This is a genomic window from Rathayibacter sp. AY1A3 (genome assembly GCF_002930975.1).
Lineage (GTDB): Bacteria > Actinomycetota > Actinomycetes > Actinomycetales > Microbacteriaceae > Rathayibacter.
Genome location: NZ_PSTO01000044.1, coordinates 1 through 26,096, shown reverse-complemented (window position 1 = coordinate 26,096; position 26,096 = coordinate 1). Strand labels below are relative to the sequence as shown.

Below are 26,096 nucleotides of genomic sequence, written 5' to 3'. Positions count from 1 at the left end.
CTTCCTCCGCTCCCGCTCCAGACCCGCGGGCCAGCGCGGCTCCGGGCTGCGGGAGCTCCGCTCCACGACGACCACCGCGTCCTCGCGCAGCAGTGGCAGCACGCCGGCGAGATCGGCGGCGAGGTCGTCCTCGCCGAGGTCGTAGGGCGGGTCGAGGAACACCGTGTCCGTGTTGAGGGCCGGGGACCCGTCGAGGAAGGAGCGGACCGAGCCGGTCACCACCTCGATCCGCGGGGCGGGCCGCTTGTTCTTGGCAGCCGCGGTCGCGATCGCCCGTGCGTTCTCGCCCGCGGTCCGGGCGGCCTTCGGGTCGCGCTCGACCAGGACGACCGCGCTCGCTCCGCGGCTGGCCGACTCGAGCCCGAGGGCGCCGGAGCCCGCGTAGAGGTCGACCACCGTCGCGCCGTCGAGGGCGTCCCGGGCCTCGAGGGCCGAGAAGACGGCCTCGCGCACGCGGTCGCTGGTGGGGCGGGTGCCCGCGCGCGGGACCCGGAGGGTGAGCGAGCCGGCGAATCCGGCGATGATCCTGGTCACCGGATCGAGCATAGGGCGGCACCCCTGCCCACGGCGTCCGGCGGCCGCCGCGCGCTCCCGCCTGGCGGCACACTGCGAACTCGCGGAACCTGGACCCTTTTGCCGTCAGGACTGCGAGAATCCGTAGCTATGACGTCGCTCGAAGACACCCGCTCCGCTGTCGGCCGCCGAGCGGCTCCCGAGACGCCCCTGACCCGCGAGGAGTTCACGGCGCACTGCGGCGCCGTCCTCGGGAACCTCACCCGCGTGATCGACGGCAAGTCGGCCGAGGTCTCGATGGCGCTGACGGTGTTCCTCGCCGGTGGGCACCTCCTGATGGAGGACGTCCCCGGCACCGGCAAGACGGTCCTGGCGAAGTCGCTGGCGGCCTCGGTCGGCGGCAGCGTCGCGCGCATCCAGTTCACGCCCGACCTGCTCCCCTCCGACGTCACGGGGGTCTCGGTCTACAACCAGGCGACCCGCGACTTCGAGTTCAAGCCGGGCCCGGTCTTCGCGAACATCCTGATCGGCGACGAGATCAACCGGGCCTCGCCCAAGACGCAGTCGGCGCTGCTGGAGTGCATGGAGGAGCGCCAGGTCTCGGTCGACGGCACGACCCACCTCCTCCCGCGCCCCTTCGCCGTGATCGCGACGCAGAACCCGGTCGAGATGGAGGGCACCTACTCGCTGCCCGAGGCCCAGCGCGACCGCTTCATGGCCCGCCTCTCGCTCGGCTACCCCGATGAGCGCGCCGAGCTCGAGATGATCCGCACCCGCGACTCGGCCAGCCCGCTCGAGGAGCTGCGGCCCGTCGTGGGCCTCGCCGAGCTCGAGCGGATGATGGCCTACGTGCGCTCCGTGTACGTCGCACCGCCCGTGCAGGAGTACGTGGTGGCGATCATGCAGGCCACGCGGGTCGACCCCGAGCTGCGGCTCGGGGGGAGCCCGCGCGCCACGCTCCAGCTGATCGCCGCCGCGAAGGCGCTCGCCGCCCTCAGCGACCGCGACTTCGTGGTGCCGGACGACGTGGACGCGCTCGCCGTCCCCGTGCTCGGCCACCGCCTCCTGCCCGCCACCCGCCTCCCCGGCCGCTCCGGCGCCGGATCCTCGCACTCGGTCACGGAGATCGTGCAGCGCATCGTCGCGGCCACCCCCGTCCCCTTCGGCAACCGTGGCGACTGAGGCCCGCGCCGCCGAGACGCCGTCGTCCCGTCTCGGCGGTCTGCCCGCGCTCCGCGGGGTCGCGCTGACGCTGCGCGGCTGGGCGCTCGTTCTGCTGGGCGTCGCGGGAGTGGTGATAGCGCCGCTGTCGGAGTTCCGCGAGCTGCTGTTCGTCGGCCTGGTGCTGCTGGGCCTGCCCCTGGGCGCGCTCGTCTCCCTGCTCCTGGCGCCGGCGTCGTTCCGGGTGCAGCGCCGCTTCGCTCCCCAGACCGTCGCGGCCGGCGACGTGGTGGAGGTCGATGTGCTGCTCGAGAACCGCGGCCGCGCCGTCCGGAGCGGGGCCCGCGCCCACGACCGGCTCGAGCGCGTGGAGCGCGGGGTCGTCGTCGGCCGCCCGGTCGCCGAGGGCGTCTTCGGGCTGCCGGGCGTCCCGTCGGGCGGCCGCGTGCGCGCCCGCTACCGTCTGCCCGCCGAGCGGCGCGGGATCCACCGCATCGGCCCGCTGCGCCTGGTGCGCGGCGACGGCCTCGGGCTCGCGCTCCGCGAGAGCGTCGTGGGGGCTGCGCAGCCGTTCGTCGTGACTCCGCGGGTCGTGCCCCTCCAGAGCGACGTCCTGGACGCGCACGGAGCAGGCGGATCGAGCCCGGTCGCGCACGCGACGGCCGGCGCCGGCACGGACGACGTGATCCCGCGCGACTACCGCCCGGGGGACGCCATGCGCCGGGTGCACTGGCGGGCGAGCGCCCGCTCCGGCGAGCTCATGGTCCGCCAGGACGAGCAGAACACCGATCCGCACGCGTGGATCCTCCTCGAGACCCGGGCCGAGCGCGTACTCGAGCGGCGCGGCGACGACCGGCTCGAGTGGGCGGTGTCGATGACGGCCTCCCTCGCCGTGCACCTGCTCGACCGCGGCTTCGAGACCCACCTCGTCGAGACGGGTGCGGACGGCGAGCCGGAGCACTCGGAGGACGAGCGCGAGGTGGCGCACGACGTGCTGCTGCGCCTGGCCGAGCTGGCGCCCTCGCGCGACTCGGTCGACGCGGTGACCCGGATCTCGGCCGACATGCGCGACACCGGGGGAGTGCGACCGGTCTTCGCCGTCCTCACCCGACTCCTCGAGTCGGACCTCGACGCCCTCGGCTCCCTGGCCGCGCAGTCGCGCCCCGCGATCGCCTTCGTCGTCGCCGGCACCGCTGAGGAGGAGGCGGCTCTCGCCTCGCTCGGCTGGTACGCGGTGTCCGTCGAGCCGAGTGCCTCCGTCGAGGAGGCGTGGGCGCAGGCTCTCGCTCTGCGGGTGGTGGCGTGAGCCGCCGCGTCGAGAGCGATCCGCGCGCCGGGTCGGCTCCTCTGAGCGGTCTGCTCTTCCTCGCGATCACGGCCGCCGCCGCCGGGATCGGGCGGCTCCTCGTCGGCGTCGACTGGCTGGTGCTCCTCGCGAGCGCGGTCGCCGTGGTGCTCGGCGTCCCGGCCGCCGCCCGGGCTCTGCGCGTGCACCCCGTCGTCCCGCCGATCCTCGGCACGCTGACGATGGTCGGCGTGCTGACCGCGATGTTCGTGCCCGGTCGGGCCCTGCTGTTCGTGATCCCCACGCCCGGCGCCGTCGCGCAGGCGGAGGCGCTCGCGCAGGGCGGCTTCCAGTCCATCGCGCAGCAGGGGCTCCCGGCGGTCGCCGACGACGGCATCTCGTTCCTCCTGATCGGCGGGGTGGTCGTGCTCGCCTGGGCGGCCGACCTGTTCGCCTTCTCCGTCCGCCTCCCCGCCCTGGCCGGTCTGTTCCCCGCGGCGCTGCTCGCGGTGCCGGCGATCGTGGACCCCTCCGAGGTGTCCTGGGCGAGCCTCGTCGTCACTGCGCTCGCCTACGCGGGCGTGCTCGCCGCCACGGCCGCCCCCCGCCGCCCGAGCGGCCCGAGCGCGGCCTCGGCCGTGCTGCCCGCCTTCGCGGCCGTGACCGTGGTCGTCCTCGGCGCGGGAGTCGTCGCCGGCTCGGCGGCCGGCTACGCGCGCACCACCGCCCCCTCGGGCGTCTCCGGCAGCCTCTTCAACGGCGCGATCGACCCGGTGGTCGCCCTCGGCGCGGACTTGCGCCGCCCGAATCCCGTGACCGTGCTGCGCTACGCCACCGACTCCGACCTGCCCGTCTACCTCCGCGTGCTGACCGTCTCGGACTTCGACGGTGACGACTGGGCGCCGAGCGAGACGGAGCAGACCGCTCCGATCGAGGCGCCGATCGCGCCCGAGGGGCTCTCCGAGAGCGTGCCGCGCGAGGCGGAGGAGGTCGACGTCTCGGTGGAGACGCTGCGGAGCCAGTGGCTCCCCGTGCCGTATCCGGTCTCGTCGCTGACGGGCGTCGGCGACGGCTGGCTCCAGGACGTGCAGGACGGCTCGATCCGCGGCGACGCGACGACCCGCTCCGGAGACGACTACCAGGTGCAGGCGCTGCGGCTCGAGCCCGACCCGCAGCAGCTGCTCGCCGCGCCCGCGCCGTCCGGCGTCGACCGGTACCTCTCGCTCCCCGACGACGTGCCCGAGATCGTCCGCACCACCGCCGAGGAGGTCACGGCGGAGGCTCCGACCGCCTACGACCGGGCGCGCGCGCTGCAGACGTACTTCCGCTCGTCCGAGTTCCGCTACTCCGAGGACACCCCCGCGGAGGAGGGCTACGACGGCGACGGAGTCGGCGTGCTCTCGGCGTTCCTGACGACGAAGGAGGGCTACTGCGTCCACTTCGCCTCGGCGATGGCGGTGATGGCGCGCGAGCTCGGGATCCCGTCGCGGCTCGCCATCGGCTACCAGCCCGGCTCCGTCGTGCCCTCCGGCGGCAGCGACCTGACCACCTACCGCGTCCTCTCCTCCGACCTGCACGCCTGGCCCGAGCTGTACTTCGAGGGGGTCGGCTGGCTGCCCTTCGAGCCGACGCCCAGCCGCGGCGCTCCGGCCTCGTACACCCTGCCGAGCGCGACGGCGTCCTCGGGCCCCACCGCCCCGGGCTCGACCGCGACCACCGCGCCCGGTGCGACCAGCGCTCCCGCCGCGACACCCACTCCGACGGCCGCGTCGGCGACGCCGACCCCCGGTGCCGTCGGCGCCTCGAGCACCACGGCGGCTCCCGCGGCGACGCTCTGGGTGCTGCTCCTGCTGCTCGTGCTCGTCCCCTGGCTGATGCGCGCCGTCCAGCGCGCGCTGCGGCGCCGGTCCGCGCGCTCCGGCTCCGTCGAGGCCGCGTGGGCCGAGCTGCTGGCGACCGCCCGCGACCTGGGCGTCCCCGTGGAGGACACGGAGTCTCCGCGCGCGCAGGAGGCCCGCATGGCTCCCGCCCTCGACCCCGGAGCGGCGGCACGTCTGCAGGGGCTCCGGGAGCGCGTCGAGCGCCGGCGCTACTCGCCGTCCGCGAGCGAGTCGGAGGCGTGGGACGACGCGACCGCCGTGAGCGCCGCGCTCCGCGGCTCCGCGGGTGCCGGTCGTCGGGTGCTCGCGTCGGTCGTGCCGCGCTCGGCGCTGGACCCGGTCGCCCGGCTCGCGCGTCCGAGGTCCGACCTATGATCGCTAGGTGATCCCGGACCCCCTCGACGCCTCGCTCGCGCCGCTGATCGGGCCGCGCACGGCGAGTGCGGTCGAGAAGGCCTTCGGGTACCGCACGGTCGGCGAGCTCCTGGGCCACTACCCGCGCCGCTACGCGAAGCGGGGCGAGCTGACGGCGCTCTCGCGTCTCCCCGTGGGAGAGAGCGTGACGATCGTGGCGGAGGTGCGCGAGGTGCGCGAGCGGCCGATGCGCAACCGGCGCGGCACCCTGCTCGAGGTCGTCATCTCGGACGGCTCGGGCACGCTCTCGCTGACGTTCTTCGGACAGCCCTGGCGCGCGGCGAAGCTCCACCGCGGCGTGCGCGGGATCTTCGCGGGCACGGTCTCGATGTTCCGCGACACCCCGCAGCTCACGCATCCCGACTACCGCCTGTTCGACGACGAGGAGGCCGCCGCGACGGAGACGGGAGGCGGTGAGCTCGCGAAGGACTGGGCCGAGCGGCCGATCCCGATCTACCCGGCGACCAGCGCGATCTCGAGCTGGCAGCTCCAGGCCGCGATCGGCGTGCTGCTGGACGGCCTGCGCGACGTGCCCGACCCGATGCCCGAGCAGGTGCGCGCCGGCCGCTCGCTGCTGGGCCTCGGCGAGGCGCTGGAGCTGATCCACCGCCCGCAGCGGGAGGGCGAGGAGGCGCAGGCGCGCGAGACGCTGCGCTTCCACGAGGCGTTCCTCCTGCAGCTCGCCCTGCTCGAGCGCCGGGCCTCGGCGCGCAGCAGCCCCGCGACCGCCCGCGTGCCCGGCCCCGGCGGGCTGCTCGAGCGCTTCGACGCCGCGCTGCCCTTCGCCCTCACCGGAGACCAGACCGCGGTGGGGCACGAGATCGCCGCCGACCTGGCCGCTGAGAGCCCGATGACCCGGCTGGTGCAGGGCGAGGTCGGCTCCGGCAAGACCCTCGTCGCGCTCCGGGCGATGCTCGCCACGGCCGAGAGCGGCGGGCAGGCGGCTCTGCTCGCTCCCACAGAGGTGCTCGCGGGGCAGCACCTCCGCTCGATCGCGAGGACTCTCGGCCCGGAGCTCGCGGCCGAGCTGGTGCCGACCCTCCTCACCGGCGGGCTGGGGGCGGCGCAGCGCCGTGCGGCCCTCCTCCGGATCGTCTCGGGCACGGCGAAGATCGTCGTCGGCACGCACGCCCTCCTCGGCGACGCGGTCTCCTTCTACGACCTGGGCCTCGTCGTGATCGACGAGCAGCACCGCTTCGGCGTGGACCAGCGGGACGCTCTGCGCCGGAAGGGCGCCACCCCGCCGCACGTGCTGGTGCTGACGGCCACGCCCATCCCGCGGACCGTCGCCATGACGGTCTTCGGCGATCTCGACACCTCGACCATCCGCGAGCTGCCCGCCGGGCGCCCCGGCATCACGAGCCACGTGGTCCCGCTCGCCGACCACCCCGCGTGGATCGCGCGGGCCTGGGAGCGCGCCGAGGAGGAGATCCGCTCGGGCCACCAGGTCTACCTCGTCTGCCCGGCGATCGAGCCGGGGGAGCCCGCCGAGGGCGCGCAGCCGCCCGAGGAGGACGCCGCCGCGCCGCTCACGACCGTCGCGGCCACGCTGGAGGGCGTGCGCGCTCATCCGCTGCTCGGGAAGCGGCGGTCGGCCGCGCTGCACGGGCGGATGACGACGGAGGAGAAGGACGCCGTGATGCGCTCCTTCGCCGCGGGGGAGATCGACGTCCTGGTGTCGACGACGGTCATCGAGGTCGGCGTGGATGTGCCGAACGCCTCGATGATGGTCGTGCTCGACGCGGAGCGGTTCGGGGTCTCGCAGCTGCACCAGCTCCGCGGGCGCATCGGGCGCGGCGGCGTCGCGGGGGTGTGCCTGTTCGTGACGGCGGCGGAGGCGGGGACGGTCGCGCGCGAGCGGGTGGAGGCGGTCGCCGCGACGCTCGACGGCTTCGCGCTCGCCGAGGTCGACCTGGAGCTGCGCCGCGAGGGCGACGTGCTGGGCGACTCGCAGTCCGGCGGGCGCTCGTCGCTCCGCCTGCTGCGGGTGGTGCAGGACGCGGACGTGATCGTGGAGGCGCGGGCGCTGGCCGAGCGGCTCCTCGCGGAGGACCCGTCGCTCGCCGCGCACGACCGGCTCCGTGCCGCGCTCGCGCGCCGCGTGCAGGACCGCGACCGGGAGTTCCTCGCCAAGAGCTAGGCGGTGCCCGCCCGCTACTCTGTCGGCATGGCCCGCATCGCCGTCGTCCCCGGCTCCTTTGACCCCGTGACCCTCGGTCATCTCGACGTGATCGAGCGGGCCGCGCGCCTGGTCGACGAGCTGCACGTCGTGGTGGTGCACAACCCCGCCAAGACCGCGCTGCTGCCGATCGCCCAGCGCGTCTCGCTCATCGAGCAGTCGATCGCGGAGGCGGGCGTCGAGGGACGGATCGTCGTCGCCTCGTGGAGCATGGGCCTGCTCGTCGACTACTGCACCGACGTCGGCGCGAGCATCCTGGTGAAGGGCATCCGCTCGCAGGTCGATGTGGCGTACGAGACCCCCATGGCGATCGTGAACCGCAACCTCGCGCACGTCGAGACGGTGTTCCTCCTGCCCGATCCCGCACACGCCCACGTGTCGAGCTCGCTGGTGCGGCAGGTCTCCTCCCTCGGCGGCGACGTCGCCCCCTACGTGCCGCCCGCGGTCGCCGCGTACCTCGCCGCCGGCTGAGGCGCCGCCGATCGTCCACTCGGGTGATCTCGGGCCGTGGACCCGTGCGCCCGCGGCAGCCGGGAGAATGGACCGGTGAGCGAGACGCGCGTGCAGGCCTGGGCCCTCGACGGCATCCCGGAGGTGACTCCCGGTGACGACCTGCTCGAGCTGATCCTCGCGGCCGTCGCCGCCGCCGCCGAGGAGGACCGGCCCGAGGACGGCGACATCCTCGTGGTCACGAGCAAGATCGTCTCGAAGGCGGAGGGGCGCGTCGTCGCCGCGGCCGACCGCGAGGACGCGATCACGGCCGAGACCGTCCGCGTCGTCGCCACCCGGGCGCACGGCTCCGGCGTCACCCGCATCGTCGAGAACCGCCTCGGGATCGTCCAGGCGGCGGCCGGAGTCGACGCCAGCAACGTCGCGGAGGGGACGGTCCTCCTCCTCCCCCTCGACCCGGACGCCTCGGCGCGGGCCCTCTGCGCGGGCCTCCGGGAGCGGCTCGGCGTGGAGGTGGGCGTGCTCGTCAGCGACACCCTGGGCCGCGCCTGGCGGGTCGGGCAGACCGACGCGGCCATCGGAGCCGCGGGCGTCCTCGTGATCGACGACCTCCGCGGCGGGGTCGACGCCCTGGGGCGCACGCTCGGAGTGACCATGCCGGCCGTGGCGGACGAGATCGCCGCGCTCGGCGACCTGGTGAAGGGCAAGGCGAGCGGTCGCCCCGTCGCCGTCGTCCGCGGGCTCGCCCGCCTGGTGACGGGAGTCGAGAGCCCGGGCGCCCGCACGCTGACCCGGACGGGCCCCGACGACATGTTCCGCCTCGGCGCCGACGAGGCCTTCGCCGAGGGCTTCGCGGCCGGAGCAGCCTCGCGCGAGGAGCGCGCGTGACCGGCTGGAGCGCGGTCGTCGTGTTCAAGGGCCGCGGCGGCTCGAAGACGCGCCTCGACGTGCCGGGCCGCGCGGCGCTGGCCGAGGCGTTCCTCCTGGACACGCTCGCCGCCGTGGCCGCCGCGGAGCCGGTGGCGAGCCTTCTCCTGGTCACCTCCGACGCCGGTGCGGCCGACCGCGCACGGGCGGAGCACCCGCAGCTGGTGGTGGTGCCCGACCCGGGGACCCTCGACGCCGCCGTGTCCGGGGGAGCCGAGGCCGCCCTCCACCGCCGGCCGGGCGCCCCGGTGATCGTGCTGACCGGGGACCTGCCCGCCCTGCTGCCGTCGGACCTCTCCGAGGCGCTCGCGACGCGGTCGCTCCCGGCCGTCGTCCCGGACCGCGAGGGGAGCGGCACCACGGCGCTCCTGCTGGCGGCCGGGGCCCTCGTCGCTCCGGCGTTCGGCCCGGGCTCGCTGGCCCGGCACCGCGACGCGGGCTGCGCCGTCGTCGTGCTGCCCGGCTCGTCGACGCTGAGGCTGGACGTCGACACGCTCGCCGATCTCGGAGACGCGGAGGAGGCCGGCGTCGGCCCGCACACCTCCCGCGCGCTGGCCGCAGCGGCCTGACGCGCAGGGAGTCCGAGCCGCGGACGCGATCAGCCGGCGAGCAGCCCCGCCTCGAACGCCGCCGTCAGGTCCGCGTCGATCGCGAGCGGTGCGCCGTCGACCGAGCGGACGGGGATCGCCCGCCGGGTGCTCGACACCAGCCACGCCGCATCGGCACCGGTGAGCGCCGAGACCGGCAGCTCGCGGCGCGACGACGCGAGCCCGCGGCGCTCGCCCAGCGCGAGGACCCGCTCGACCGTCGTGCCGGCGAGCACGCTGCCCGAGAGCGGCGTCGCGAGCACCCCGTCGCCGAGGAGCACCAGGCTCGACGTCGCCCCCTCGAGGAGAAGCCCGTCGCTCGTGCGCCAGACCACGTCGTCCGCGCCGCGGGACGCCGCCTCGCGCAGCGCCGCCCGGGTGACGGCGCCCGAGGTGGTCTTGACGCCCGGGAGCAGCCACGGCGCGAGCGGACCGCTCGCGTACCCGCGGTCCAGCACGACGACGGCCGCGCCCGTCTCCCGGAGCGCGCTCGAGTCGGGAGTCGGAGCCGCGCGCACGGTGCACCGGGCGGATTCGCCCGAGCCGTGGGCGGCGATGAAGCGGACCGTCAGGTCGTCGACCCGGTCGTGCTCCGCCACGGCGAGGTCGACCGCTCGGGACCAGAGGGGCGCCTCCGGGATCGTCAGCCCGACGGCCCGGGCAGATCCGGCCAGCCGCGCGAGGTGCTCGCCGAGCGCGCGGGGACGTCCGTCGAGGACCGCGACGGTCTCGAAGACCCCGTCGCCGCGGAGGTAGCCCGCCTCGTCGACGCGGACGAGCGGACCCTCCGGGTCGCGGAGGACGACGGCGCCGGAGGTGATCTCGACCAGGACGGGGGTGCTCATCCGCCCATCCTGCCCCCGGCGGAGCCTCAGCGGGGGAGGAGGCCGCTCGCCACGTCTGACGGCTCGACGATCTCGCGCCACGGCTCCGGCCGGAGTCCTGCCGAGCCGAGCACGTCGACCCCGGCGAGGAGGTCCACGTCGAGACCGGTCAGCTCGCCGATCGCGGCGACCGGCAGCTGGAACGTCCTGAAGCCGCCGAGCGGCACCAGGCCCTCGCGCACGCGCTCCACGAGCTCGCTCTGGTCGAGCAGGTACGCGCTCGTCGCGAGCGTCGATCCGTCCGGGCTCCACGCCGCGATCTTCCAGAAGCGGCGGGGGATGCCCGTACCGCGGTAGACCGGGTCGTCGTCCGCGAGCACGGGCCCGGTGAAGACGCTCAGGCGCGTGCGCCAGGTCTGCGCGTACTCGAGCACCAGCGTCTCGAGCCCGAGCCACAGCTCCTGCGACTGGTTGAAGCCGCTCGCCTGGGGCGCGGCGTTCGTGTAGCAGAAGCTGTCGCGGTTGGCGGCGGCGGCCTCGTCCCGGTCGCCCCAGACGGGGTCGCGGCGGCGGACCAGGTGGCCGCGGTCGAGGTCGTTGCGGGCGTACACCTCCGGCCCGGTCTGCTCGGAGGCGGGGATGCGGTCGTCGAGGTGCCAGTCGTCGCCGCGGCCGAGCTCGACCAGGCGCGCGCCGTCGATGTTCACGGCCGTCGAGACGGCCAGGCGCCGCTCCGGATCCAGCAGCACCTCGAAGTGCGTGTACGGCAGGAGCCGCACCGGGCGCTCGACCCTCAGGCGCGGCGCCGCCGCGGGGACGCCGAGGAAGTCCGCGTCGAAGCTCACTCCTCGACCTCCGCCGTCGGAGTCGCCGTGGCTGTCGCTGTCGGGGTCGCCGTGGGCGTCGCCGGGGGAGCCTCGGTCGCGGGGACTCCCGTGCCGGTCGGAGCCGGAGCCGGTGCCTGGGTGGCGGGAGCCGGGACCTGCGAGCCGTTGCTGATCAGCAGGGCGATGTCGGAGTAGCGCGCGACGGTCGTGCCCGCGGCCGGGTCGGTGCCCGCCACCACGCCGGCCGGGAGCGACGAGTCGATGGTCGCCCCCTCCTCGACGTCGAAGCCGAGGTCCTCCAGCGCCTCCGTGGCGTCGTCGACCGAGCGGCCGGAGACGGTCGGCACGGCGATCTGGCGGCCGTTCAGCAGGGCGCTGCTGGGCTCCTCGAAGTCGTCCCCGCCGTACTTCTGGTCGGCGCGCGTCATCACCGAGTTCCAGATGTAGTGGCGGATGTTGGAGGCGTACGGGCGGCTCTCGAGCTCCGAGTTCGGGAAGCGGACCTCGCGCATCGAGGTGTGGCCGTCGATGTTGCCCACCCAGACCACGGTCGCGACGCGCGAGCTCGCGCCGTCCATCCAGGTCGACTCCGCGTTGTCGGTGGTGCCCGTCTTGCCGATGTGCTCGATGCCGTCGTCCGGGTCGGACTGGGCGGCCGTGCCGCCGGTGACGACGCGCTGCAGGGCGTAGTTCGCGACCGCCGTCAGCTCGGGGCTGAGGGCCTGGTTGCAGGTGGAGGTCGGCGGCTGGACGGCGGCGCCGGTCGCGTCGGTGATCGAGTCGATGGCGATCGCGGAGCAGGCGGTGCCGTTGTTGGCGAAGCCGGCGAAGGCGGTGACCATCGAGAGGGGCGAGATGAGCGTGTCCGAGCCGAGGACGGCGGACGGCTTGTAGTCGACCTCGCCGCCGTCGGCCGCCTTCACGCCGAAGCCGACCGCGCGGTCGCGGATCGCGCAGAGGTCGAGCTGCTGCGCCATCGAGACGTAGACGGTGTTGATCGACTGCATCGTGCCGGTCAGCACGCTGTAGCTGCCGTTCTCGCTGTCGTCGTTGTTGACCTCGTAGGAGGTGTCGAGCTCGCCGCCCGGCGCGCAGCTGGCGGGGAAGCCCGAGAAGGTGCGCTCGCGGCCGTTGATCGTCTCGTTCAGGGTGCGTCCGCTCGCGAGCCACTGCGCGAGCGTGAACACCTTGTAGGTCGATCCGACCTGGAACCCGGCGGAGCCGCCGTAGGCCGTGTCGGTGTTGAAGTTGACGGCGGAGAAGTTCGCGCCGTTCACGGCGCCGGCCGCGTCGTAGTCCTTGTTCTGCACCATCGCCAGGATCCGGCCGGTGCCGACCTCCATCGAGACGGTCGCGCTGCCGATGTTGGTGTCGAGGGTGGGGACCTTGGGGACGGCGTTGTTCGTCGCGTTGGCCGCGGTGTCCTGCAGGTCGCGGTCGAGCGTCGTGTAGATCTTGTAGCCGCCGCGCTGGAAGTTGGCGAGGCGGGTGTCCGCGTCGTCGCCGAACGCCGGGTCGTTCTGGACGACGCGGGTGATGTAGTCGCAGAAGAAGGCCGCGTTGCCGGCGGTCTGGCAGCCGGTGGGCGTCTGCGTGATCGCGGGGACGACCTCCTCGGCGACGGCGGCGTCGTGGTCGGCCTGCGAGATCTTCCCCTCCTGCAGCATCTGGTCGAGGACGTAGTCGCGGCGGACCTTGTTGTCCGGGATGTTCTCGGGCTGGTCGATCCTGAGGCCGTTGGGGTTGTTGACCGTGGCGATCAGGCTGGCGGCCTGCGCGAGGCTCAGGTCGGCCGCGCTGGTCGAGAAGTAGTACTCGGCCGCCGCCTGGATGCCGTAGACCTGGCCGCCGAAGCCCGCGATGTTGAGGTAGCCGAGGAGGATGTCGTCCTTGCTGTACTTCTTCTCGAGGTCGACGGCGAGCTTCATCTCCTTGAGCTTGCGGCTCGGAGTGGTCGCGGTCGCCTCCTCGTAGGCGGCCTCCGAGGCGGCCTCGTCGGTCGCGCTCAGCGACTCCGCCTTCTGCACGAGGACGTTCTTGACGTACTGCTGGGTGATGGAGGATCCGCCCTGGAGGTCACCGCCGACGATGTTGCTGAGCACCGCGCGGATCGTGCCCTGCAGGTCGACGCCGCCGTGGTCGTAGAAGCGTGGGTCCTCGGTCGAGACCGCCGCGTCCTTCACGGACTGGCTGACCTGGTCGAAGGCCACCTCCTCGCGGTTCTGCGCGTAGAAGGAGGCGAGCAGCTCGTCCGAGCCGTCGGTGCGCTTGGCGTAGATCTCGGTCTTCTGGGCCAGCTGGCCGAGCTCGAGGTACTCGGGCACCGTCTCGAACAGCCCGATCGGGTTGTTCTCGGCGAGACCGGTGACGGCGAGGGCGGGAGTGACCCCGACCGTGATCAGCAGGCCCCCGGCGAGGCTGGCTCCGACGATCCCGAGGACCCGGGCGAGCACGCCGCCGCGGGCGGTTCCTTGCGCAGACATGGCTACGAGAGTAGGCGACGAGTCTGGATCCGTCGTGCGGCCGCGCTCGGGGGCCCGGATGCCCGCCCTCCCGGCCCCGGGAGCGGCGGCCGCCGGTACGGTGAGCGGGTGACCAGAGCCCGAGCATGACCGCCTCCGCCGACCCCGCCGAGACGCGCCGCCGCGCGGTGCTCGTGGTGGCCGTCCTCGCCTCCTTCGTCGCCTTCCTCGACGGCACCGTCGTCAACGTCGCCCTGCCCGCCATCACCCGCGAGCTCGGCGGCGGGCTCGCGGTGCAGCAGTGGGTGGTCGACGGGTACCTGATCACGCTCGGCGCGCTGATCCTCGTGGCCGGCTCGCTCGCCGACCGCATCGGCCGGGCCCGCAGCATGACCATCGGCCTGATCGGCTTCGGTGTCACCTCGCTGCTGTGCGCGCTGGCCCCCACCGCCGAGGTCCTCATCGTGGCGCGGATGCTCCAGGGCGCCGCCGGCGCGATCCTCGTGCCCAGCTCGCTCGCCCTCATCATCGCGACCGTCCACGGCGCCGCGCAGGCCCGGACCATCGGCGCGTGGACGGCCTGGACCGGCACGGCGACGATCGCCGGCCCCGTGCTCGGCGGCCTGCTGGTGGACGCGGGCTCGTGGCGGTACGTCTTCGCGCTCAACCTGCTGCCGATCGCGGTGACGCTGGTCCTGCTGCGCAGGCTCGGCGCGGTCGACTCGGGGACCCGGGTGCCGATCGACGGCGTCGGCGCGGTGCTCGGGGTGATCGGCCTGGGAGGGCCGGTGTTCGCGCTGATCGAGCAGGAGCGGCTCGGGGTCCAGCATCCGCTCGTGCTGACCGCCCTGATCGGGGGAGTCGCCGCCCTCGTCGCGTTCGTCGTGTGGGAGCGGCGCGCGGCGCATCCGATGCTGCCGCTGTCGCTCTTCGCGTCGCGGAACTTCACCGTCGGCAACGTCTCGACGGCGTTCGTCTACGGCGCGCTCTCCTTCGGCTTCTTCGCGCTGGGCCTGTTCCTGCAGCAGACCCTGGGCTTCTCGGCGACCCTGGCCGGGCTCGCGACGCTCCCGCCGACGATCCTGCTGCTCCTGCTCTCGCAGGTCTCCGGGTCGTTGTCGGCGCGGTTCGGCCCGCGGCTCTTCATGGGCGTCGGACCGCTGATCGCCGCGGCCGGGTTCCTCCTGCTCTCCTTCGTCGACGAGGGCGCCGACTACGCCACGCAGCTGCTCCCGGGGATCCTCCTCTTCGGCTTCGGCCTCGCGGTGACGGTCGCCCCGCTGACCTCGACGATCCTCGGCGCGGTCGAGGACGGGCACAGCGGAGTCGGCTCCGCCGTGAACAACGCCGTCTCGCGCATCGCCGGGCTGGTCGCCATCGCCGCGACCTCGCTCGTGGTCGGCGACTCGCTCGACGTCGAGGGCTTCTCCCGTGCCGCCGTCGCGACCGCCGCCCTCCTGGTCGCCGGCGGCGTCGTCTCCCTCCTCGGCATCCGCAACCCGGCTCCCGCCGACCGCTGACGACCGCTCCGGGGAGCGGCACCGACCCCCGTCCGGGGTGCGGCGCCCCGTGTTCACGCGGTGTCCGCCGATCCTTCGACGGAACGTGGATGAAATAGTTGTCGCTACATGGAATACTGATCGACGTCGATGCGCTTGCATACATCGGACGGGGACGCTCTCCCCGCGACGACCGTCACACTCGAGGAGAAACCATGACCGACACCGTCACCATCCCCGGCTACAAGGCCGGCACCTGGGTCATCGACCCCACCCACAGCGAGGTCGCGTTCAGCGTCCGCCACCTGATGATCAGCAAGGTCAAGGGCAAGTTCGAGCGCTTCACCGCCACGTTCACCACCGGCGAGAACCCGCTCGACTCCAAGGTCGAGGCCACCGCCGAGGTCGCCTCCGTCAATACCAACGAGCCCAACCGCGACGGCCACCTCCGCACCGGCGACTTCTTCGAGGCCGAGAAGTACCCGGAGATCCACTTCGTCTCGACCGCCGTCCGCCCGAACGGCGACGACTTCCTCGTCGACGGCGAGCTCACCATCAAGGGCACCACCAAGCCCGTCACCTTCGAGGTGGAGTTCGGCGGCTTCGGCACCGACCCCTACGGCAACTACAAGGCCGGCCTCACCGCCAAGGCCACCATCGACCGCACCGACTTCGGTCTGACCTACAACGCGGCCCTCGAGACCGGTGGCGTGCTCATCGGCGAGAAGGTCACCATCACCCTCGACCTGCAGGCCGCCCACCAGGCGTAGTCCGAGCCGATCGACCGGAGCCGTCCCTCCCCCCGGGGAGCGGACGGCTCCGTCGTTCCCGGAGCCGGTCCGGGATCAGAGGATGCCGAGCTCCGTCAGCTGCTCGGAGATGCCCGCGCCGTCGGGCGCGAAGACCCAGGTCGTGCCGCTGGTCAGGGAGCGGTCCTCGGCCTTGGAGCGGCCTCCCGCGAGCACCGCCTCGCCTGTGGAGAGCTGGCGGATCGCGATCGCCGCGACCTTGTCGGGGTGCTCGTCCGCGAAGTCGGAGTAGATCTCCTCGTCGTGCTGCCCGTCGTCGCCGACCAGCAGCCAGCGCACGTCCGGGAACTCGGCCGCGAGTCGGCGGAGGTTCATCTCCTTGTGCTGCTTGCCGCTGCGGAACCAGCGGTCGTGCGTCGGGCCCCAGTCGGTCAGGAGGAGCGCTCCGGCCGGGTACAGGTGCCGCGACAGGAAGCGGGTGAGCGCCGGGGCGACGTTCCACGCGCCGGTGGAGAGGTAGATGACCGGGGAGCCCTCGTACTGCCGGGCGAAGCGGTCGAGGAAGACCGCCATGCCGGGCGTGGGCATCCGGGCGTGCTCGTCGAGCACGAAGGTGTTCCAGGCGGCGACGAAGGGGCGGGGGAGCGCGGTGACCATCACCGTGTCGTCCACGTCCGACACGACGCCCAGCCGCGCCTCCGGACGCACGATGAAGACGGGCGCCTCGACGGGCTTCGAGCCCGCGGTCGAGAAGGTGATGGTGTGCCAGCCGGGCTCGAGCGTGATCGGGAGGTCCGCGTCGACGACTCCGCCGCGGTCGGCCGTCACCCGGTGGGTCTGCCCGTCGGCCTCGACGGTCACGACGGCCCCGCTCACGAAGACGCTGGTGAAGCTCCGCCAGCCGCGCACGCCCTCGACGGGGCGGACCTCCTCGACCCCGGGAGGGGTCGGCCGCGTGTAGAGGACGCGGGCCAGGACGCGCAGCTGCGTCGTCGAGCCGTAGCCGGTGTAGGGGATGACCCTCGGGACGTAGCCCTTGCGCTTCACGCGCCTCATCCGGAAGGAGTGGAGTCGGTCCTCGAGGCGGGCGGCGCGGTGCATGACCTCCGCCTTGCCTGCGCTCAGGGGCTTGCTCTCGGGCGTCAGCGGCATCCGCCCAGTCTGTCAGACCGGATGCCGGACCGCGGATCGCGCTCTCACGCGATCGTCAGGCTCCGGTGGGCTCGATCAGCTCGGGGCCGTTCGCCGAGACGGAGCCCACGGCTGCACCGACGCCGTGCACCTCGAGCTCCTCGGCCAGCTCGGCCGCACCCTCGGCGGCCGCGCGCAGCAGCTCGCCGTCCCCGGGGGACGCCGGGTCCAGCCAGTCCTCGATCAGCTCCGGCTGCAGCAGCACGGGCATCCGCTCGTGCACCTCGGCGAGCGGCCCGGCGGAGGGGCGGGTGAGGACCGTCGCCGAGAGCAGCCACGGAGAGCCCGGCTGGGCCGAGCGCCACCACTCGTAGAGACCGGCGAACAGGAGGAGCGAGCCCTCGCCCGGCGAGACGTAGACGGGTGCCTTCGCCCCGTCCGCGCCGACCCGCCACTCGTACCAGCCCGAGGCGGGCACGATCGCGCGCCGGGAGGCGTAGGACTCGCGGAACGACGGCTTCTCGGCGACGGACTCGATCCGCGCGTTGAACAGCGGCGGCCCCGCGGACGGGTCGGCGGCGGAGCGGGGCACCAGGCCCCAGCGGGCTCCGGCGAGCCGGCGCCGCGGCGGGCTGCCCTCCTCGACCCCCTTCATCGACTCCGCGACGACGGCGATCCGCTGGGTCGGCGCGATGTTCCAGGACGGCTCCGGAAGGTCGGCGCCCGGCTCGTCGATGTCGAAGAGCGCCACCAGGTCGGCGGTGGTCTGCGAGAGGACGAAGCGTCCGCACATGGTTTCTCCCGGGTGTATCGGACCCGCGGAGCCGTCGCCCTTCCGGGGGCGCGAAACACGAGGGACTTTCGATGAGACGACCCCGACCGGCGGTCGCCGTGCGTACGATTGTAGGAACCACGACCGAAGGAGCCCGCCGTGCCTCTTGGAAACCTCGTCGATCGACCGTTCGGTGAATCGTCCCAGGTCCGCAACGAGCCGGTGCAGGTGCGCAGCGCCGCCCGTCTCGCCTCGCTGCTCGACGCGGCGGCCGCCGTCGTCGACGAGGTCGGCTTCGACCGCCTGACCACGGCGATGGTCGCCGAGCGCGCGGGAGCCGCGATCGGCACGGTCTACCGCTACTTCCCGGACCGCATCGCCGTCCTCCAGGCGCTGCGCGAACGGGCCCTCGAGCGCTTCCGCCGCCGCGTCATCACCGAGATCCGCGACACCCACCCGGGCAACTGGTGGGGCGCGGTCGACTGCGCGATCGACGCCTTCTGCGAGATGCACCGCAACGAGCCGGGCTTCCGCTCCATCCGCTTCGTCGACACGATCCACGCCCCCGAGGTCGCGGGCGAGGCGTTCGAGGCCGGCTTCTTCGCCCGCCGCTTCGCCGAGATCCTCGCGTCCGAGTACGGCCTCCCGGGCGGCGCGCAGCTGTCCTTCCGCCTCGAGGTGACCATCGAGGTCGCGGACGCGCTGCTCACGCGGGCGTTCCTCATCGACCCCAACGGCGACCAGCGCTTCATCGACGAGAGCCGCTCGCTGCTGCGCCACTACATGACCTCGCACTACGGAGCCGTCGAGGAGTCCTGACCGGCTAGGACTGTCAAGGCCCTAGTCGCTCCCGGAACATCCCGCAACACTTCGCGGTCCGGGTTGGCAGGTGGCTGCTATTGGTGTTTTCCTTGCCGCCTGGCCCCGTTCGGGGCCGCGGGCCGTGCAACGGCCGGACGCGCGGAGCGAGAGCGGGCACAGTCGTGGACCAGGGACAGATCGGCGCGCACACCGCCGGACGGCGGGCGGCCTCGTGATCGAGTTCCGCAACGTCAGCAAGCAGTACCCGGACGGCACGCGGGCGGTCGACGACTTCTCGCTCGTGCTGCCCTCCCGGCAGACGACCGTCTTCGTCGGATCCTCGGGCTGCGGGAAGACCACGATCCTCCGCATGATCAACCGGATGATCGAGCCGACCTCCGGCACCATCGAGATCGACGGCGAGGACATCTCGTCCCTGCCCGCCGTCGCGCTCCGCCGCCGCATCGGCTACGTGATGCAGAACTCCGGCCTCCTGCCGCACCGCAAGGTCATCGACAACATCGCGACCGTGCCGAGGCTGAACGGGGTCGCCAAGAAGCAGGCGCACGCCTGCGCGCTCGAGCTGATGGACACGGTCGGACTGGACCGTGCGCTCGCCGCCCGGTACCCCAGCCAGCTCTCCGGCGGCCAGCAGCAGCGCGTCGGTGTGGCGCGCGGCCTGGCGGTCGACCCGAACATCCTGCTGATGGACGAGCCGTTCGGCGCGGTCGACCCTCTCGTGCGCGCCGACCTGCAGCGCGAGACCCTGCGGCTCCAGGACGAGCTCGACAAGACCGTGGTCTTCGTCACCCACGACATCGACGAGGCGTTCCTCCTCGGCGACCAGGTCGTCATCCTCGAGAAGGGCGGCCGGATCGCGCAGAAGGGCTCGCCCGCCGAGATCCTGGCGAACCCCGCGAGCGAGTTCGTCGCCGGCTTCGTCGGTGCCGACCGCGGCAAGCGCTCGCTCCGGATCGAGGAGCGCGACGGCGCCCGCATCGTGGTCGACGGCGACGGGCGCCCGACCGGAGTGCTGCGCGCGCAGGACGGCCCCGCCGCGTGAACTGGGTCGTCAACAACACGGACGCGATCGTCGCGAACCTGCTGGCGCACCTGGCCCTGTCGGTCCCGCCGATCCTGCTCAGCTTCCTCGTCTCGCTGCCGTTCGGCTGGTTCGCGAACCGCTACCGCTGGAGCCGCGGCACCCTGCTGACAGGGCTCGGCGTGCTCTACGCCATCCCCTCGCTGGCCATGTTCATCCTGCTGCCGGTCCTGCTGGGCATCCCGCTCCGCTCGACCGCCAACGTGATCACGGGCCTCACCCTCTACGGCGTCGCGCTGATGGTCCGCACCACCTCGGACGCACTGGGCGCGGTGTCGGACGACGTTCGCCAGTCGGCGACCGCGATGGGCTACTCCGGCTGGGCGCGCTTCTGGCGGGTCGAGTTCCCGCTGGCCGGCCCGGTCCTGCTCTCGGGCCTGCGCGTGGTCACGGTCAGCACGGTCAGCCTGGTGACGGTCGGCGCGGTGCTCGGGATCCAGAGCCTCGGCCTGCTCTTCACCGACGGCTTCCAGCGCGGCATCACCGGTGAGATCGTCACGGGCATCGTCCTCACGATCGTCCTCGCGCTGGTGCTCGACGGACTGCTGGTGCTGATCGGCCGTCTCCTCATGCCCTGGACGGCTCTGGACCGCACGCGCCGCTCGCGCAGACCGGTCGCGGTCGAGAGGGCGGTGACGTCGTGAACCTCATCGCCGAGGCCTTCGCCTGGATCGCCGACCCCGCGCATTGGACCGGGGTCTACGCGATCCCGACCCGTGTCGCCCAGCACGTCGGCATCAGCCTGCTGGTGCTCGTGATCGCGGCCGCGATCGCGATCCCGATCGGCTACCTGATCGGGCACACCGGGCGCGGCAAGGGCATCGCCGTGCCGGTCGCAGGCGGCCTGCGCGCCCTGCCGACGCTGGGCGTGCTCGTCCTCGCGGCGATGAGCCTGGGGCTCGGCCTCGGCGCTCCGGTGATCGCCCTCGTCGTGCTCGCGATCCCGTCGGTGCTCGCCGGCGCGTACTCCGGGCTCGAGGCGGTCGACCGCCGCACGGTCGACGCGGCGCGCTCGATGGGCATGACCGAGTGGCAGATCCTGACGAAGGTCGAGATCCCGCTGGGGCTGCCGCTGCTGATCGGCGGGCTCCGCTCGGCGGCGCTGCAGATCATCGCGACCGCCACGCTCGCCGACTACATCGGCGCCGGCGGCCTCGGGCAGTACATCTTCCGCGGAGTGAAGTCGGGGGACTACCCGCAGATGCTCGCCGGCTCGATCCTGGTGATCGTGCTGACGCTCCTCAGCGAGGTCCTCTTCGCCCTCCTCCAGCGGCTCGCCGTGCCGCGCGGAGTCGTGCTCGGCCTGGCCGGCACCGCCGGCCGCACAGGTTCCCGCGCTTCGTCGCCCCGACGACGCGCGGTGATGGGAATCCCCATCGAAGAAGGGAAATAGCAATGTTCACAGCACATTTCACGAAGGGCCGTGTCGCGCTCAGCGCACTCGCGGTCGGTGCCGTCGTGGCACTGGCAGGGTGTTCCTCGAGCGATCCGCTCGATGAGGGATCGGGTGCGACTGCGGGCAGCGAGACCATCGTGGTCGGCTCGCAGGACTACTACTCGAACGAGATCCTCGCCGAGATCTACGCGCAGGCGCTGGAGAACGACGGCTTCACCGTCGACCGCCAGCTGCGCATCGGCCAGCGCGAGATCTACCTGCCCGAGATCGAGAGCGGATCCATCGACGTCTTCCCGGAGTACGACGGCAGCCTCCTGCAGGCGCTCGAGCCCGACGCGACGGCCACCACCGCCGACGACGTGTACTCCGCGCTCGGCGACGCGCTGCCCGACGGCCTCCGCGCCCTCGACGCCGCTGAGGCCAGCGACCAGAACTCGTACACCGTCACCCAGGCCTTCGCCGACAAGTGGGACCTGACCGACATCGCGTCGCTCAAGAACGTCACCGACCCGATCGTGGTCGGCGGCAACTCCGAGCTGCAGACGCGCCCCTACGGGCCCGACACCCTGCAGTCGAAGTACGGCATCACGACCACCTTCCAGGCGATCGAGGACAGCGGCGGATCGACCACCGTCGACGCGCTCACCAGCGACCAGATCCAGCTGGCGAACGTCTACACGGCCGACCCGAACATCCAGAAGAACGACCTCGTCGCTCTCGAGGACCCGGACGGACTGTTCGTGGCCGACAACGTCGTGCCGATCGTCTCGAGCAAGATCACGGACGACGCGGCCGAGGTGCTGAACGCGGTCAGCGCGAAGCTCACGGCGGACGACCTCGTCGCCCTCAACTCCGAGAGCGTCAACGAGCAGAAGTCCGCGTCCGCGATCGCGGGCGAGTGGCTGAAGTCGGCGGGTCTCGTCGACTGATCCTCTCCGGATCCACGCCCGGAGGCGCGTCACTCGTCGAGGTGACGCGCCTCCGCTCTGTTCAGGAGCTTCTTCCCGAGGAGCACGAGCAGGGCGAAGACGACGATGACGCCCACGAAGACGTAGCCGGCGCCGTGCAGGCTCTCCGAGAGCTCCCGGTAGCTGCCCGCCGCGGCCGCGCCGACGCCGACGTAGGCGGACGACCAGAGCACGCACGCCGGGATCGTCCAGGCCATGAAGGTCCGATAGCGCATCCCGCTCATCCCCACCGTCAGCGGGATCAGCGAGTGCAGCACCGGCAGGAAGCGCGAGAGGAACACGGCGAACCCGCCGCGCCGCGCGAGGTAGCGCTCGGCCTTCAGCCAGTTCTTCTCGCCGAGCCGGCGTCCCAGGCGCGACGCGCGGATCCGCGGCCCGAACCAGCGGCCGAGGTAGAAGCCGACGGACTCGCCGCAGAGGGCGCCGATGACGACCGTGACGGCCAGCGCCGCGAACTGCAGCGGGCTGGTCACGCCGGTCGCGCTGACGATCACGATCGTGTCGCCGGGGACGACGAGGCCCGCCAGGATCGTGGTCTCGAAGAAGATCGCGAGTCCGGCGAGGAGCGTCCGCCAGACCGGGGGGACGCTGACGACGAAGTCCAGGATCCCGGTGAGGGTGTCGTTCACCGGGCGCCCCCGCCCGCCGGGGACTCGATCGGGGGCTGGGGCCGACGGCGGCTCCGGATGCTCGGCATGGCTCGATCGTAGGGGCGCACGGCTGGGCGGCGGCAGGGCTGCGCCCGGGAGGCCGGTGGACGCCGGGCGGTCAGGGGACGGCGACGAGCGCGGAGGCCGCCGGGCCGGTGCCGTTCGCCGTGACCGCCTGCACCGAGAGGGTGTAGCTGCGGCCCGGGACCAGCTTCGTGAAGGTCTGCGAGCGCTTGGTCGCGGCGACCACGGCGCTCCAGGCTCCGGCTCCGCTCGTGTCGGAACCGTCGCGCGACACCCGGTAGCCGGTGACCGCCGAGCCGCCGGTCCCCGCGGGGGGCGACCACGCGAGCGTCGCCGTGCCGTCCGAGCCCGCCGTGGCGGTGACGGCGGTCGGAGCGCCGGGGAGCCCGGCGGAGACGAGGGTCGCGGTCAGCGTGGTGCTGCTCCCGGGAGTGACGACGCTGTGCGAAGCGGCGCCGCCGTCCGACCAGGACGAGAACCGGTAGGCCGTGCCCGACGCGTCGGTCTGGTCCGGGACCTCCAGCTGGAGGGCCGAGCCCGCCCACGAGACGACGGTCGTGCCTCCGGCGACCTCGGTGCCGTTGACGACGACCGTCCGGCCGGCGGGAGCGGTGGCCAGGGTGACGGAGACCTTCTGCGGGGAGAACGTCCGCGTCGCCGTCGTCGACACTCCGCTCGAGTCCGTCGCCGTGACGCTGATCAGGAGGTCGCTGTCCGCGGCGGCGGCGAGGTCCTCCGGGCCGGGGGCGACGAAGGAGAGGTCGTTCCCCGTCAGCGGCCCGAGGAAGGGATGCGTGTGCTGAGCGTGGCGGCGCTGGACGGTCCAGGTGAGCGCCGAGGCGGGCAGGACGCCGTCCTCGGCGTCGGTCGCCGTGGCGCGGAGGCCGTAGCTCCGGCCCGTCACGAACACCCCTCCGTCGGCGGGTGCGGTGATGCTCACCGTCGGGGCACTGTCGCCCGAGGTGATCCTCGTCGTCGCGGGTGCGGAGACGGCTCCCTTCGGATCGCGGACGCGGAGGGACGCGGTCCAGCTGCCGGCGGCGTAGCTGTGGGTGAAGGTCGGGCCGGTCGTGATGCGGTCGGGGGTGCCGTCGCCGAACGACCACAGGTAGGTCAGGGCACCGCCCTCCGGGTCGCTGCTGCCCGAGCCGTTAAGCCGCGCGGCGAGAGGAGCCGCGCCGGAGGAGGGGGCGGCGGTGAGGGCCGCGGTCGGGGCGCGGTTCGCCGCGGCGGTGTAGGCGAGGCGCCGGACCTCGCCGCCGTTCGCGTAGCTGGTGTAGAAGAGGTCCTGGGTCCCGCGCGAGGGGCCGAAGGCCATGGCGACGGCACTGCTGCCGCCGAGGCCGGTCACGAGATCGCCTGCCGCGCCGGTGCGGCCGAGGGTCCGGATCTTCCCACAGACGTAGTCGCCGAAGAGGTACGCGCCGTCGTAGGCGGCCGGCCAGACACCGCGAGGGACGTAGGCGCCGCCCGTGATCGAGGCGCAGCCGCTGCTGTGCGCGTAGTCGTGGACCGGGTCGGTGAGCCCGGCGGGCGCCGCGGCTCCGCAGTTCGAGGCCGAGCCGGTCTTCGCGCAGTGGCCCTCGCGGGTGTTCCAGCCGTAGTCGGCGCCGGCGACACCCTGGTCGATCTCCTCCCAGGCGTCCTGGCCCACGTCGTTGATGCGGAACACGGTGCCGGTCGCGTTCGGGTCGAACGCCATCCGGAACGGATTGCGCAGGCCGCTCGCGAACGTCTCGCGGCAGCGCACGCCCGCGGCGGCCGGGGCGAGCCGGCACGAGGCGGTTCCGGTGCCCAGGTACGGGTTGCCGGCCGGGACGCCGCCGGTGAGGGTGACCCGCAGGATCTTGCCGTTCAGGATGTTCGGGTCGCGCGCGGCGTCGTTCCGGCCGCCGCAGCCGCTGCCGCCCGGCGAGCCGACTCCGCCGCGGTAGTCGCAGCCGCCGTCGCCGACGCTGACGTAGAGCAGGCCGTCCTTGCCGATGGCGAGGTCGCCGCCGTTGTGGTTGCTCGCGGGGGAGTAGATGCCGTCGAGGAGGACGCGCTCGGAGGCCGGGTCGATGCGGTCGTCGGTGCCGAGCTGGAACGAGGAGACGCGGTTGCGCGGGGCTCCCGCGGGGTTCACCGTGCCGCCGGCGTTGGTCGGGCAGGAGGAGTCGGAGCCCTTCGCGGTGTAGTAGACGACGACGGTGCGCGAGCCCGGTGCCGGGTCGACCGCGAGGCCGAGCACACCGCGCTCGCCGTTGGCGCAGACCTTCGAGCGCAGGTCGAGGGCCGGAGTGGCGACCAGGCCGCCGGCGCGGATCACCCGGATCGCTCCGGTCTGCGAGGAGACGAGGGTGCGCCCGTCGGTCGTGAAGGCGAGGGCGGTCGGCGCGGGGACGGCCGCCACCCGCGAGTCGGTGAAGCCGGCGGGCACGACGGGAGCGGCGGACGCCGGACCCGCGGGCCCGGCGACGAGCGCGGCGGCCGTGATCGCCAGGACGGTGAGCAGGGCGAGACCGCGGGGGCGGATCCTCGAGCGGGGCATCGGTGACTCCGAGACGGTCGGCGCTGCTGAGCGAGCGGCGGTCTGCGGCGGTGCAGAGGGCGCTGTCGGCGATGACGCGGGGCCAGGATAGGCGCGCGCGGCGGAGGGGCCGTGTCCCCCTTCAGGGTCAACACTGGGGGCTCCGGGCGCGGTGTCCCCGGGCCGCTCACGTCGAGCGGGGCTGCAGTGCGTCGGCCCGCCGGTTCACTCCAGAGCGGGCAGGACCACCGCGCGGACCGCCTCCGAGAACCGGGCGTAGCCGGCCTCGTCGAAGTGCAGGCCGTCGTCGACGAAGAGGGAGGGGTCGACAGAGCCGTCGGAGGTGACGAGCGCGTCGGCGGTGGGGACGAAGGTGACGCGGTCGTCCGTCTCGGCGTAGGCGCTGACCGCGGTGTTGGCGGCGCGGACCTCGGCACCGACGGAGGCGCGGGCGGGCGTCTCCGCGATCTCGACGTAGAACAGCTCGGCGTCGGGGGCGACCTCCTCCACGCGCTGGAGGTACTCGACGACGGCGCCGGCGGTCTGGGCGCCGGTGCGCGAGCCCTCCTCGCCGCTGATGTCGTTCGCTCCCACGTACACGATCACGGCGCGGGGATCGAAGGGGACGACCATGCGGTCAAGCCACGCGAGGTGATCGGCGACGGTCGTGCCGCCGATCCCGATGTTGTAGGTCTCGAGCGGGCGCAGATCCTCCTTGGAGGTCGTCCAGCGGCCGATCGTGGAGCTGCCCGTGAGGACGATGCTGTGCTGCGGGAACCCGGCGGCGAAGCGCTTCTCGAGACCGGCGACGCGCTCGGCCATGTCGACGGAGGAGGTCGGGCCGGGGTCGGGGGAGCTCGCGGCCGGAGCGCCCGCGCCTCCGCTCCGCGAGGCGAGCGAGAGGGCGATGCCCGCGCCGGCGAGGACCAGCGCGAGCACCAGCAGCGCGACCAGGAGGCGGAGGCGGATGCGGCGGGGGGCGGGGG

At 73.4% G+C, this 26,096-nt stretch carries 23 protein-coding genes; 14 read left to right on the top strand and 9 right to left on the bottom strand.

Features of this window, described 5'->3' with window-relative positions; all coding sequences use genetic code 11:
* Positions 1-534, bottom strand: a 534-nt coding sequence (locus C5C10_RS15515; RefSeq protein WP_104329712.1) for an RsmD family RNA methyltransferase, incomplete at its 3' end; no start/stop codon positions are given.
* Positions 535-663: 129 nt separating this feature from the next.
* On the opposite strand from C5C10_RS15515, the gene C5C10_RS15510 reads away from it, so the two are divergent.
* The 7 genes from C5C10_RS15510 to cofC all read left to right on the top strand — a co-directional run bounded on the left by C5C10_RS15510 (position 664) and on the right by cofC (position 9,378).
* Complete coding sequence (locus C5C10_RS15510; RefSeq protein ID WP_104225624.1) at positions 664-1,695, top strand: MoxR family ATPase; 1,032 nt, start codon at positions 664-666, stop codon at positions 1,693-1,695.
* Positions 1,685-2,980, top strand: a complete 1,296-nt coding sequence (locus C5C10_RS15505; protein ID WP_104329710.1) for a DUF58 domain-containing protein — start codon at positions 1,685-1,687, stop codon at positions 2,978-2,980. Before C5C10_RS15510 ends, C5C10_RS15505 begins: the two co-directional genes overlap by 11 nt.
* On the top strand, positions 2,977-5,214 hold the full coding sequence (locus C5C10_RS15500; protein ID WP_104329709.1) for a DUF3488 and transglutaminase-like domain-containing protein: 2,238 nt from the start codon (positions 2,977-2,979) through the stop codon (positions 5,212-5,214). The genes C5C10_RS15505 and C5C10_RS15500 overlap by 4 nt, the downstream gene beginning before the upstream one ends.
* Positions 5,215-5,221: 7 nt before the next feature.
* Entirely contained in the window at positions 5,222-7,393 is a 2,172-nt protein-coding gene (locus C5C10_RS15495) for an ATP-dependent DNA helicase RecG (protein WP_374953258.1), read from the top strand.
* 27 nt (positions 7,394-7,420) lie between these two features.
* Positions 7,421-7,903: a pantetheine-phosphate adenylyltransferase gene (coaD, locus tag C5C10_RS15490; RefSeq protein WP_104223138.1), complete on the top strand. Its 483-nt coding sequence runs from the start codon at positions 7,421-7,423 to the stop codon at positions 7,901-7,903.
* A 75-nt stretch (positions 7,904-7,978) separates the two neighbouring features.
* A complete protein-coding gene (locus C5C10_RS15485) occupies positions 7,979-8,770 on the top strand; it encodes a coenzyme F420-0:L-glutamate ligase (protein WP_258060621.1) in 792 nt (263 codons plus the stop codon).
* Positions 8,767-9,378: a 2-phospho-L-lactate guanylyltransferase gene (gene cofC, locus C5C10_RS15480; RefSeq protein WP_104225626.1), complete on the top strand. Its 612-nt coding sequence runs from the start codon at positions 8,767-8,769 to the stop codon at positions 9,376-9,378. The genes C5C10_RS15485 and cofC overlap by 4 nt, the downstream gene beginning before the upstream one ends.
* A 29-nt stretch (positions 9,379-9,407) precedes the next feature.
* Here the strand turns inward: cofC and C5C10_RS15475 are convergent, their stop codons facing one another.
* The 3 genes from C5C10_RS15475 to C5C10_RS15465 are packed head-to-tail and all read right to left on the bottom strand — an operon-like array spanning position 9,408 to position 13,530.
* Complete coding sequence (locus tag C5C10_RS15475) at positions 9,408-10,241, bottom strand: aminotransferase class IV (protein ID WP_104329708.1); 834 nt, start codon at positions 10,239-10,241, stop codon at positions 9,408-9,410.
* A gap of 26 nt (positions 10,242-10,267) precedes the next feature.
* On the bottom strand, positions 10,268-11,065 hold the full coding sequence (locus C5C10_RS15470; RefSeq protein WP_258060620.1) for a DNA/RNA non-specific endonuclease: 798 nt from the start codon (positions 11,063-11,065) through the stop codon (positions 10,268-10,270).
* On the bottom strand, positions 11,062-13,530 hold the full coding sequence (locus C5C10_RS15465; protein ID WP_104319136.1) for a transglycosylase domain-containing protein: 2,469 nt from the start codon (positions 13,528-13,530) through the stop codon (positions 11,062-11,064). Before C5C10_RS15465 ends, C5C10_RS15470 begins: the two co-directional genes overlap by 4 nt.
* Positions 13,531-13,655: 125 nt before the next feature.
* On the opposite strand from C5C10_RS15465, the gene C5C10_RS15460 reads away from it, so the two are divergent.
* Together C5C10_RS15460 and C5C10_RS15455 are read left to right on the top strand one after the other, a co-directional pair.
* Positions 13,656-15,029 carry a DHA2 family efflux MFS transporter permease subunit gene (locus C5C10_RS15460; protein WP_104233761.1) on the top strand — a complete coding sequence of 458 codons (1,374 nt, stop codon included), beginning with the start codon at positions 13,656-13,658 and terminating at the stop codon, positions 15,027-15,029.
* 194 nt (positions 15,030-15,223) lie between these two features.
* Positions 15,224-15,778 carry a YceI family protein gene (locus C5C10_RS15455; protein ID WP_104223105.1) on the top strand — a complete coding sequence of 185 codons (555 nt, stop codon included), beginning with the start codon at positions 15,224-15,226 and terminating at the stop codon, positions 15,776-15,778.
* Between the two features lie 75 nt (positions 15,779-15,853).
* Here C5C10_RS15455 and C5C10_RS15450 read toward each other — a convergent pair whose 3' ends face one another.
* Both C5C10_RS15450 and C5C10_RS15445 read right to left on the bottom strand, forming a co-directional pair.
* Positions 15,854-16,909, bottom strand: a complete 1,056-nt coding sequence (locus C5C10_RS15450) for an App1 family protein (RefSeq protein ID WP_244229442.1) — start codon at positions 16,907-16,909, stop codon at positions 15,854-15,856.
* A gap of 55 nt (positions 16,910-16,964) precedes the next feature.
* A complete protein-coding gene (locus C5C10_RS15445; RefSeq protein ID WP_104246545.1) occupies positions 16,965-17,681 on the bottom strand; it encodes an SOS response-associated peptidase in 717 nt (238 codons plus the stop codon).
* A 138-nt stretch (positions 17,682-17,819) separates the two neighbouring features.
* Between C5C10_RS15445 and C5C10_RS15440 the strand changes: the two genes are divergently transcribed.
* From C5C10_RS15440 to C5C10_RS15420, 5 genes are all read left to right on the top strand, one after another.
* On the top strand, positions 17,820-18,479 hold the full coding sequence (locus C5C10_RS15440; protein ID WP_104223107.1) for a TetR/AcrR family transcriptional regulator: 660 nt from the start codon (positions 17,820-17,822) through the stop codon (positions 18,477-18,479).
* A 214-nt stretch (positions 18,480-18,693) separates the two neighbouring features.
* On the top strand, positions 18,694-19,524 hold the full coding sequence (locus C5C10_RS15435) for an ABC transporter ATP-binding protein (RefSeq protein WP_104329707.1): 831 nt from the start codon (positions 18,694-18,696) through the stop codon (positions 19,522-19,524).
* Complete coding sequence (locus C5C10_RS15430) at positions 19,521-20,207, top strand: ABC transporter permease (RefSeq protein ID WP_104223109.1); 687 nt, start codon at positions 19,521-19,523, stop codon at positions 20,205-20,207. Before C5C10_RS15435 ends, C5C10_RS15430 begins: the two co-directional genes overlap by 4 nt.
* Entirely contained in the window at positions 20,204-20,956 is a 753-nt protein-coding gene (locus C5C10_RS15425) for an ABC transporter permease (RefSeq protein WP_104225632.1), read from the top strand. The genes C5C10_RS15430 and C5C10_RS15425 overlap by 4 nt, the downstream gene beginning before the upstream one ends.
* A 2-nt stretch (positions 20,957-20,958) precedes the next feature.
* A complete protein-coding gene (locus tag C5C10_RS15420) occupies positions 20,959-21,888 on the top strand; it encodes an ABC transporter substrate-binding protein (protein WP_104223111.1) in 930 nt (309 codons plus the stop codon).
* A gap of 29 nt (positions 21,889-21,917) precedes the next feature.
* On the opposite strand, the gene C5C10_RS15415 is transcribed toward C5C10_RS15420, so the two are convergent.
* The 3 genes from C5C10_RS15415 to C5C10_RS15405 form a co-directional block, all read right to left on the bottom strand.
* Positions 21,918-22,556 (bottom strand): DedA family protein, encoded by a 639-nt coding sequence (locus tag C5C10_RS15415; protein WP_104223112.1) that lies wholly within the window; start codon positions 22,554-22,556, stop codon positions 21,918-21,920.
* Between the two features lie 139 nt (positions 22,557-22,695).
* Entirely contained in the window at positions 22,696-25,131 is a 2,436-nt protein-coding gene (locus C5C10_RS15410) for a PQQ-dependent sugar dehydrogenase (protein ID WP_181073486.1), read from the bottom strand.
* Between the two features lie 204 nt (positions 25,132-25,335).
* The coding region (locus C5C10_RS15405) for a GDSL-type esterase/lipase family protein (protein ID WP_219813278.1) at positions 25,336-26,096 on the bottom strand (761 nt) is incomplete at its 5' end.